This window comes from Desulfobacula sp., assembly GCF_021107415.1.
Genome location: NZ_JAIOSW010000372.1, coordinates 1 through 9,336, shown reverse-complemented (window position 1 = coordinate 9,336; position 9,336 = coordinate 1). Strand labels below are relative to the sequence as shown.

Below are 9,336 nucleotides of genomic sequence, written 5' to 3'. Positions count from 1 at the left end.
TATTCAGTCCCGAGGATGTAAAAACCGCAGCCGACATTTTTAAAGACGGTTATTAGACTCTTGACTTCTTTTTAAAGGATTAAAAGCAGCCATTTTTCTCTTTTTCTAAAATGGCTGCTTTTTTATTTTTTCATAGCCTCAAACCCGTCCATAAAAATGATATTATCAAGGCTTTCTCTTGTCCTTAAGAACCTGGTTTGAAATAACAATTCTCTGGATCTCGCTGGTTCCTTCATAAATGGTAAACACCCTTGCATCCCGATAAAATCTTTCAACGTTATAATCTTTGGTAAACCCGTATCCGCCATGTATTTGAATGGCTCTTGCCGTGATATCGTTTACCATTTCAGAAGCAAAGAGTTTGGCAATGGAAGCTTCCCTTGTATAGGGTTCGCCCCTGTCTTTCAGGGATGCTGCTGAAAAAATCAATTGTTTAGCCGCCTCAATCTGGGTGGCCATATCTGCAATCTGAAACCGTATGGCCTGGTGTTTTGAAATGGCTGCACCAAATTGTTTTCTCTTTTTTGCGTATTTTACGGCCGCGTCAAAGGCAGCCATTGCAACACCGTATGATTGGGCAGCAATACCGATTCTGCCACTGTCCAGACCTGACATGGCAATTTTAAAGCCATCACCTTCTTTGCTGATTATATTGGAAGCCGGGACAATACAATTTTCCAAAATCAAATCAGTTGTATCAGATGCTCTCAGTCCCATTTTATCTTCCAGGCGGCCGACGATTAACCCTGGTGTTCCCTTGGGAATAACAAAACAGCTGATCCCCCTATGCCCTTTGCTCTCATCTGTTTTCGCAGTGACCAGAACCACTTTTGAATTTTTACCGGTGGTAATAAATCGCTTGGTTCCGTTAATAATATATTGGTCACCATCCCTTACAGCTGTTGTCTGCTGGCTGACAGGGTCAGATCCGGCATCAGGCTCTGTCAGACCGAATGCACCAATCATTTCACCGGAAGCCAGGGGGACCAGAAACTCTTGTTTTTGTTCCTCTGTCCCAAATTTATAAAAAGTTTCACAAACAATTGAATTTTGAACCGACATGACAACTGATGTTGACGCGCATGAATAAGCAATCTCCGATAATGCCAAAACATAGGAAACCGCATCTGCAGACTCACCGCCATATTCCTCGGGGATCATCATTCCCATTAATCCGAGTTCACCCATCTGTTTAAAATTTTCAGCGGGGAATTCTTTTGTTTTATCCCTTTCTGATGCGGTTGCTGCAATAACTTTCCTGGAAAATTCCCTGACCATATTTTGAATCATCAATTGTTCATCGGTAAGCTTGAATAACATGATTTACCCCTCCCCTCTTTATTTCCCCTGAAACACTAGGGTGCATACACCACAACAATAAGTTCTGCATCTATTTTGCCAGTATTTCGCAAGTCATGTTTAATGCCGGAATTAAAGTGAAGGGAATCCCCTTTTTTCATTTTATTGATGTGATCACCAACCTGAACTTCCACTTTACCTTCCAGAACATAGACAAACTCTTCTCCTTCATGCTGAAATCCCACACCACCATGACTTTTTTCAGCTTCAATCACAATCCTGAAGGCCTTAAGATGTTTATTTTCCGCATTGGGTGTCAATGGGGTGTAGGCATAGTTATCCGTCCGTTTGGTATATGCCTTGGATCTTTCTTCAATGGCATCATCCTGCTCTTTTAACAAAAAGCTTGAGTCAATATGAAGGGTTCTGGAAATTTGCAAAAGGGTTCCAACCGAGGGTCTTTGATCTCCAGCCTCAATTTTTTTGATAAATTCTTTTGACAACCCTGTTTCATTGGCCACTGTATCCAGGCTGATTTTTTTATCCAGCCTGGCCCGCCTTATCCTCTTGCCAATTGGTGTAATTCCTTTCTTTTTAGCCATTTTATCTCCATCAAAGAAAATTAATCAATCACTTCAATCCAGTTCTCAGTGTCTTCTGTTTTTCCATATTGTATGTCGGTGAGTGCATTATAAAATTTCATTGCTGTTTCACCGGGAGTCCCGTCACCTATAGCAATATTCCTTTCACCATACCTTATTTCACCCACAGGGGAAATAACCGCTGCAGTTCCGGAGCCGAACACCTCTTTAAGTTTTCCGTCTTCATGGGCCTTAAACACTTCGTCAATACTGATTTTTCTTTCAGACAAATTCATGCCCCATTTTTTTGCAAGACTGATGACTGAATACCTTGTAATGCCGGGAAGGATACTTCCGGTCAGATTGGGGGTCACCAACTCATCATCCATGAGGAAAAATATATTCATGGCACCGACTTCTTCTATATATTTTCTTTCAATGGCATCAAGCCAGAGCACCTGGGCATATCCATCCTTTTTTGCTTTTTCAGATGCAATCAGACTTGCTGCATAGTTGCCGGCAGTCTTAAATTCACCCACACCGCCTCTGACGGCCCTGACATGATCCTTTGAAACCCATATTTTCACCGGGTTCAATCCTTCGGCATAGTATGCGCCAACAGAAGAAAGAATAATATAAAATTTATAAGTAAAGGATGCCCGTACGCCTATGAATGGATCTACTGCAATAATTGTGGGCCTTATGTACAAAGAAGTCCCAAGGGTTTCAGGAATCCATTTTTCTTCCAGCCTTATCAATTGTTTCAGAGCATCCATGACAAAATCAATATCAAACTGCGGAATGCACATTCCTTTTGCAGACCGGTTCATTCTTTCAAAATTATCCCTGGCCCTGAAAAGACAAATCTTCTTATCTGATGTTTTATATGCTTTTAACCCCTCAAAAATAGCCTGACCATAATGGAAAACCATGGCAGCAGGGGAAATAGAAAAATCAGCATAGGGCATTATTTGCGGGTCATGCCACCCCTTATCTTCAGAATAATCCATGACAAACATATGATTCGTAAACACCTGGCCAAAGCCCAGATCAGAATCTTTTGGCCTTGTTCTGTTCGTCTCTGCCTGGGTAACCTTAATTTCCATTACATCCTCCGTGAGTTTAATTTAAATTAACTTTATTTTCTTAAAATATTATGAGTGCCAAATTTATACTTTATCAAGATAATTTTATCCCTTTATTATTGACTGACTCATTTTTTTCAGGCTACTATACTAAATTATTTATTTGTTTAAGACAAAGGAAAAAAAAATGAACATAAAATATCATATTGAAACAGCATGGAAGCACTGCATCGGTAATATTATATCTTTGATTATTTTGACGCTTGTGGTCGCTGCTGTCAGCGTTGTTTCAATCGGTATCCTGGCGCCTGTGGCATTTGCAGGATATACCTATTCTCTTTTTCAATTATTAAAACACAACCGGGAGCCCAAAGCTCAAGATGTTTTTTCACAGCTCAGGTTATTTCTACCCCTGTTCATATTCAGCCTTATTGTCTTTATTATCACTATCATCGGGTTTACCCTGTTTGTAATACCCGGTATTTTGTTCTCTATTATTATGGGTTACACATGCCTCTATATGATCCCGATAATGGTGGACAAAAAATTCGGGCTTCTGGATTCCATTAAAAAAAGTATCTCCATGGTCACAAGCTCTCATCTTTCCGACCATATCATCGTTTTTATTATTTTTGCTGCACTCACCACCATTGGCGGATCATCATTTATAGGCTTTTTATTTCTTCAACCCTTTGCAACACTCTTTCTTTTGTCTGTCTATGAAGAGATAGTATAAGGAAATCCATGCAAGAATCTTTGATCAAAAACTATGAGTTTGAGACCGGCATATATCGACCGCCCAGTGAAGGCGGCAGTGCATCCCTTCTTTTACGGCTGACCCGTAACTGCCCCTGGAACCATTGTACTTTCTGCGCCATGTATAAATCAGAAAAATTTGAACTGCGCAAACCAGAAGATATCATACAGGATATCAATGTCATGCATGACATATATTTGCAATTAAAAGAGATTTCATTAAAACAGGGCCAGGCAGGTATATTTTCAAACGAAACTTTTACCCTTTTCTTAAAAAAAGCACCTGAACTCTATTTCCACCCGGGTATTTCCATGCTCTTCAACTGGCTGGCTGTTGGAGGGAAAACTGTTTTTTTACAAGATGCCGACAGCCTGATCATGAAAACAGATCACATGGTTCAGGTCTTAAACCATTTAAAAAAAACCTTTCCGACAATTCAAAGAATCACTTCCTATGGCCGGTCCAGAACAATTGTAAGAAAACCAGAGCCTGATCTTGAAAAAATCCACAATGCCGGTCTTGACCGGCTCCATATCGGGCTTGAAACAGGAAATGCAGCCCTGCTTAAGAAAATCAAAAAAGGTGCTACACCGGAAGACCATGTTAAAGGCGGGCAAAAGGCCATGAAAGCAGGTTTTCAGGTTTCAGAATACTGGATGCCGGGACTTGGCGGCAAGACCCTGTCAAAAGATCATGCACTGAACACCGCAGTAATCCTCAATCAAATTAATCCCCATTACATCAGATCACGGCCGTTTACCCCCAGGCCCGGAACATCATTGTATGAAAAAGCCTCCAGAAATGAGCTGGAACGTATGACGCCCAAAGAGCAGCTATTGGAGATAAAACAGACACTTGAACCCCTGGATATAACCTCCAGAGTCTGTTTTGATCATGCAGGAAATTACTGGGCTGCACCAGACGGCCGGCTCCTTTTAAGCCAAAGCTATGAAGGATATAAATTCCCTGAAGAAAAACAAAATTTGCTGGGACTGCTTGAAGAAGGTATAGCGCATTATTCATAACTTTTTTTGGAAGTTGTCGCTCTATTAGAAAATTTACTCGTCACTGATGATAATAAACCCCCGATAGGATTCTGTTATAAAAATTACTTTTTTTAGTCCTGCTGATATGCTTTTATCGTTGATTTCTGACCTGCATAAACTTATGATAGAAACAATTGAGTTTGTAAGGCTCAGAAGAAAATATCCGTAGAATTTCAATAAAAGAGGCGGACGTTTTCATTACTGTTATCAACCAACTCACTAAAATTGATGACATTGACTCAGCCTTTTGAATCAACAGTGGTGAGGTAAGCGATATGCTTTTACGCATTTGGTTGGCGTTAATTTTTGTTGTCGTCGGTTATGTTCTGACGTTGTTCCTTAATATAAACAGCCACACCAACATGGCTTACGACGCCCGAAAGAACGAGCTGCGTCACATTGTCAGTCTTGCTAAAAATACCATTGAGCCTCTTCTTGAAAAGCAAAATGCGGGGCTCATAACCAAAGAAGAATCAATACAAGCTGGCATAGAAATACTTAAGAGAATGACATTCCTGGACAGCTACGGGAATAATTATATTTTCATGACCACCTATGAAGGAACAATGCTTGTCATTCCCTTTCAACCAGAAAAACAGGGTTTTAATCAATGGGACATGCAAGATAAAAACGGAAAATACTTAATCCGGGAAATAGTTAAATTAGCGACTAGCCCTGAAGGCACAGGCTTTGTAGACTACTACTACCTTCCACCCGGTAGAACTATAGAACAAAATAAAATTTCATATATTGTAGGAATTCCTGAATGGAACGCATATATTGGAACCGGAATGTACACCGAGGATTTAGAACGTTATAACAAAAAAAGCATAACTACTATTATTTTAATAACGATATTGACCTTAGTTATCATCGTATTTTCCAATATAACACTTGTTAGACCTCTTTATTTATGTTACAGGCGATTGCTGTCACTGTTTGAAGATATCAGAAAAAATCCGAATGCTACTCCCGAAGTGAACTTGTCCGATTTTAATATAAAGTCTGAAGCTGGGAAACTATTAAGCAGTTTCAAGTCTATGTTGGACGAAATCCATAATAGTAGATACGAGCTAAAGGTTAGCAAAGAACGCTTTGACTCTGTCCTGGCAGCGACAAATGACGGTATATGGGACTGGGATCTTGGTACTAATACTACTAATTTTTCACCGAGATGGCAGACTATGCTGGGTTATCAAAGTGACGAGTGCAGTGACATTTTCTCATCGTGGTGTGAATTAATTCACAGCGAGGATGCAGAAGCGGTCCTTGCCCACTTGCAGGCTTGTCTAAGTGGTTCTGCGCAGAGTTATAGTCAAACATTTCGTATGGTTCACAAAAATGGTGATTGTCTGTGGATTTTGGCACGTGGTCATATTTTGAGGGATAAAAACGGTAAATCCTATCGGATGGTTGGCGCGCATACTGATATTACCGAACAACAGAATGCAGCGGCCGCGCTTGAATTGCAACAAAATGAATTGACCTACCTTTCACGGATTGCTGTCATGGGGGAGCTTACTGCCACTATCGCTCACGAGATTAATCAACCACTTGCAGCGATTGGTGCAAATGCTCATGCCGCCTTGCGCTTTCTTTCTTTCGACGAACCAGACTTGGACCACGTACATGAAATTCTCTCGGATATTGTTTTAGATAATAAACGGGCTGCCGAAGTTATCCTTCGACTCCGCTCAATGCTGATTAAGGGTGAGGTCGAAGCCTCCCCCTTTGATCTCAATAGCGCTGTCAATAGTGCTATTGCCATAATTCACAGGTTAGCACAATCCAATAATATCAAGCTGAAAACAGATTTTTCTTCAAGCCTGCCTATTTTCTTGGGTGACAGTATCCAGATACAACAGATATTAGTAAATCTTTTATTGAATGCCATTGATGCCATTGGATCTAAAGGAGGCGAGGTGAGAGTGCGAACGTATTGCCGAGATGATGGCAAATTTGTGGTTTCGGTAGCCGATACGGGAGCAGGCATCGCCGAGAGTGACATTGAAAAGATATTTGAACCCTTTTATTCAACCAAAAAAAAAGGAATGGGGATGGGCCTGTCTATCTGTCGCACAATAACTGAAGCGCACGGTGGTGAAATCCTTGTGGAACGGAATTTTCCTCACGGTGTTACTTTTGTAATTATCTTTCCGACAAGGAGTGAATCATCAAAATGAGTAATGACGCTCCCATGATCCATATTGTTGATGACGACCCTTCTGTTGGCTTGTCGATCTCACGGCTGCTAGAATCGGTAGGCTATCAGACAAACACTTTTTCCTCTGGCAAGGCGTATCTGGCCTCGGGAGACTGTGGAAAAGCATCATGTGTTGTCCTTGACATGCGGATGCCTCAGATGAGCGGTCTTCAACTGCAAAAGGAACTTTTACACCGCTATCCGGAAATAACGGTGGTATTCCTCACCGGCTATGGCACCATCCCCATGGCGGTAAATGCCATACGCGCAGGTGCGGTGGATTGCTTGGAAAAACCCTTTCCCGAACACCAATTAATAGAAAGTATCAACCGAGCCATCGCCCAATACGAGTTTAACTGTGACAAGTTACGTGAGAAGATCAAGTTGCAGAATCGCCTTCAATCGCTCACACCACGCGAACGCGAAGTGTTTGCCCTCGTTGTCCAAGGCAAACCCAATAAACTCATTGGCGCAGAACTTTTTATCAGTGAAAAGACAGTTAAAATCCACAGAGCCCGTGTCATAGAAAAAATGTGTGCCGACTCCCTGCCAGCTCTCGTGAGAATGGCTGACCTCCTATCCATCTCCACCTGACCCCTCCCCAAAAAGAATTATCTATACTACCTAAGTTCTATTAAAATAGACTATTGATCCAATAGACAGCCCTTTTTATCTGTAATAGGGTCTGAAACATATACTGCTGCTTTTTAGCAACTACAGTCAACTTGACTAATTGAAGTTTTGTATTGATGTTTGTTCTCACAATTAAAAGCTCTTTTTGACAATAAACAGAAAACAACTTCGGGTTCAATTTGACACCGTATTGGAGCTATAAAGCTCATTTTGCCGTTCATAAATAAATTATTTATTGAGGCATTTTATGATCTATTATTGACGATAGGAGGTGATAACCAGAGGTAAATTTCTATTGCGGAGTATGAAACCCTAAAATTAGGAACAAAGCAACAAATTATTTCAAAAGGAGATGTTATGAAAAACTTATTCAAGATGATTATCGTTTTTTTTATTCTAATTCCCTCACTGGCTATGGCCGAACTCCCTGTCATCAAAATGATTGCTACGGGCGGCACAATTGCAATGAAGATAGACCCTGTAAAGAAGGCTCCAGTCCCTGCTATCTCAGGTGAAGACTTGATCTCTACTGTTCCGGGAATTGCAAGTCTGGCAAAAATTGAGGTTGAGAATCTTTCTAACATTCCCTCAGATTACATGACACCCGACAGTTGGGTCGGTTTGCAAAAAGCCGTTGTTAAGGCCTTGGCCCGACCTGAAGTAGCTGGGGTCATAGTTTCTCACGGCACCGATACACTTGAGGAATCTGCGTATTTTTTGGATTTGACGGTTGATAGTGACAAACCAATTGTTCTGATTGGCGCACAACGCAATGCTTCTGAAAAAGATTTTGATGGACCACGGAACCTTCTCAACGCTGCCCGCATTTGTATATCCCCAGAGGCAAAAGGAAAAGGTGCAATGATCGCGATGAACAATCAGATCAATGCAGCACGGGAAGTATTCAAAACACATACTTCCGATGTCGAAACCTTCAAGTCTGGAGACTATGGTTTCTTAGGAAACGCTGATTATGACAGAGTAATTTTTTATCGTACACCGACCCGCAGACAGCACATATCACTTCAAAAAGAAAAACTTCCTTATGTAGAAATCGTCACCATGTATGGGGGAGCCGATGGTGCAATGATAAGTGCTGCTACTTCTGCTGGCGCAAAAGGCATTATCATTCAAGCGTTGGGGTGGGGAAATGTAAACAAACCAATGTATGCTGCAATAAAAAAGGCAATTTCCAAAGGAACTGCTGTGGTTATCTCAACCAGAGTGCCTTGCGGCCGTGTTTTACCTGTATACGGATTTGAAGGTGGTGGAAAGACTCTGAAGCAGGCAGGAGCAATATTCGCGGACAACCTTTCTCCACAAAAAGCGAGAATATTGCTGATGTTAGCGCTGCAAACGACCAGCAAAACCGAAAATATTCAAAAACTTTTTGATAAATAAAGTATCCGATAGTTATTATGTAAGTTTTTAGAACAATAGCCCCTGTGTTAGGAAAGTTGTCACCGGGGAAGCCCCCCGGTGACGGCGACAATAAACTTCTTCGCAAAATTTATTTTGGGGGTAAAAAAAAATTTCTTTTACCGTTCAACATTCAATATCATAAACCACATATGGGGAGGTGCCGGGCTGGTTGCCTTACAGTGAGTCAAGTACGACTGCCCTGTTACTGCTCCTCGTATAAAGGTTTTTAAATCAGGCTTGAAAAAGGCGACAGCCTTTTTCAACACCTTTTTTATCCCAGGCAGCGTAGCTGCCTGGGGGCCGCAATCGC

Annotated in this window: 9 protein-coding genes; 5 read left to right on the top strand and 4 right to left on the bottom strand. The window is 41.3% G+C overall.

What is annotated here, in order from left to right:
* Nucleotides 1–165: 165 nt before the first annotated feature.
* Genes K8S13_RS18720 through K8S13_RS18710 form a run of 3 tightly spaced genes read right to left on the bottom strand, consistent with a single transcriptional unit; the run spans nucleotide 166 to nucleotide 2,986 of the window.
* Nucleotides 166–1,320: an acyl-CoA dehydrogenase gene (locus tag K8S13_RS18720; RefSeq protein ID WP_291464912.1), complete on the bottom strand. Its 1,155-nt coding sequence runs from the start codon at nucleotides 1,318–1,320 to the stop codon at nucleotides 166–168.
* Between the two features lie 35 nt (nucleotides 1,321–1,355).
* The gene (locus K8S13_RS18715) at nucleotides 1,356–1,901 is read right to left on the bottom strand and encodes an XRE family transcriptional regulator (RefSeq protein WP_291464910.1); all 546 of its coding nucleotides are present in this window, start codon (nucleotides 1,899–1,901) and stop codon (nucleotides 1,356–1,358) included.
* Between the two features lie 20 nt (nucleotides 1,902–1,921).
* Nucleotides 1,922–2,986 carry a branched-chain amino acid aminotransferase gene (locus K8S13_RS18710; RefSeq protein ID WP_291464909.1) on the bottom strand — a complete coding sequence of 355 codons (1,065 nt, stop codon included), beginning with the start codon at nucleotides 2,984–2,986 and terminating at the stop codon, nucleotides 1,922–1,924.
* A gap of 166 nt (nucleotides 2,987–3,152) precedes the next feature.
* On the opposite strand from K8S13_RS18710, the gene K8S13_RS18705 reads away from it, so the two are divergent.
* From K8S13_RS18705 to K8S13_RS18685, 5 genes are all read left to right on the top strand, one after another.
* Nucleotides 3,153–3,701 (top strand): hypothetical protein, encoded by a 549-nt coding sequence (locus K8S13_RS18705; RefSeq protein ID WP_291464908.1) that lies wholly within the window; start codon nucleotides 3,153–3,155, stop codon nucleotides 3,699–3,701.
* 8 nt (nucleotides 3,702–3,709) lie between these two features.
* Nucleotides 3,710–4,747: a radical SAM protein gene (locus tag K8S13_RS18700; RefSeq protein WP_291464906.1), complete on the top strand. Its 1,038-nt coding sequence runs from the start codon at nucleotides 3,710–3,712 to the stop codon at nucleotides 4,745–4,747.
* 296 nt (nucleotides 4,748–5,043) lie between these two features.
* A complete protein-coding gene (locus K8S13_RS18695; RefSeq protein WP_291464904.1) occupies nucleotides 5,044–6,951 on the top strand; it encodes a cache domain-containing protein in 1,908 nt (635 codons plus the stop codon).
* Nucleotides 6,948–7,565, top strand: coding sequence for a response regulator (locus K8S13_RS18690; protein ID WP_291464902.1), 618 nt, complete (start codon nucleotides 6,948–6,950; stop codon nucleotides 7,563–7,565). The genes K8S13_RS18695 and K8S13_RS18690 overlap by 4 nt, the downstream gene beginning before the upstream one ends.
* A 396-nt stretch (nucleotides 7,566–7,961) precedes the next feature.
* A complete protein-coding gene (locus K8S13_RS18685) occupies nucleotides 7,962–9,005 on the top strand; it encodes an asparaginase (protein ID WP_291464900.1) in 1,044 nt (347 codons plus the stop codon).
* Nucleotides 9,006–9,142: 137 nt separating this feature from the next.
* On the opposite strand, the gene K8S13_RS18680 is transcribed toward K8S13_RS18685, so the two are convergent.
* Nucleotides 9,143–9,336 (bottom strand): hypothetical protein (locus K8S13_RS18680; protein ID WP_291464898.1); only part of this gene is annotated, 194 nt, incomplete at its 5' end.

Excerpts from the sequence above, each read along its gene's own strand:
- K8S13_RS18720 (WP_291464912.1), bottom strand. The coding sequence starts at position 1,320 with ATGTTATTCAAGCTTACCGATGAACAATTGATGATTCAAAATATGGTC.
- K8S13_RS18715 (WP_291464910.1), bottom strand. The coding sequence starts at position 1,901 with ATGGCTAAAAAGAAAGGAATTACACCAATTGGCAAGAGGATAAGGCGG.
- K8S13_RS18710 (WP_291464909.1), bottom strand. The coding sequence starts at position 2,986 with ATGGAAATTAAGGTTACCCAGGCAGAGACGAACAGAACAAGGCCAAAA.
- K8S13_RS18705 (WP_291464908.1), top strand. The coding sequence starts at position 3,153 with ATGAACATAAAATATCATATTGAAACAGCATGGAAGCACTGCATCGGT.
- K8S13_RS18700 (WP_291464906.1), top strand. The coding sequence starts at position 3,710 with ATGCAAGAATCTTTGATCAAAAACTATGAGTTTGAGACCGGCATATAT.
- K8S13_RS18695 (WP_291464904.1), top strand. The coding sequence starts at position 5,044 with ATGCTTTTACGCATTTGGTTGGCGTTAATTTTTGTTGTCGTCGGTTAT.
- K8S13_RS18690 (WP_291464902.1), top strand. The coding sequence starts at position 6,948 with ATGAGTAATGACGCTCCCATGATCCATATTGTTGATGACGACCCTTCT.
- K8S13_RS18685 (WP_291464900.1), top strand. The coding sequence starts at position 7,962 with ATGAAAAACTTATTCAAGATGATTATCGTTTTTTTTATTCTAATTCCC.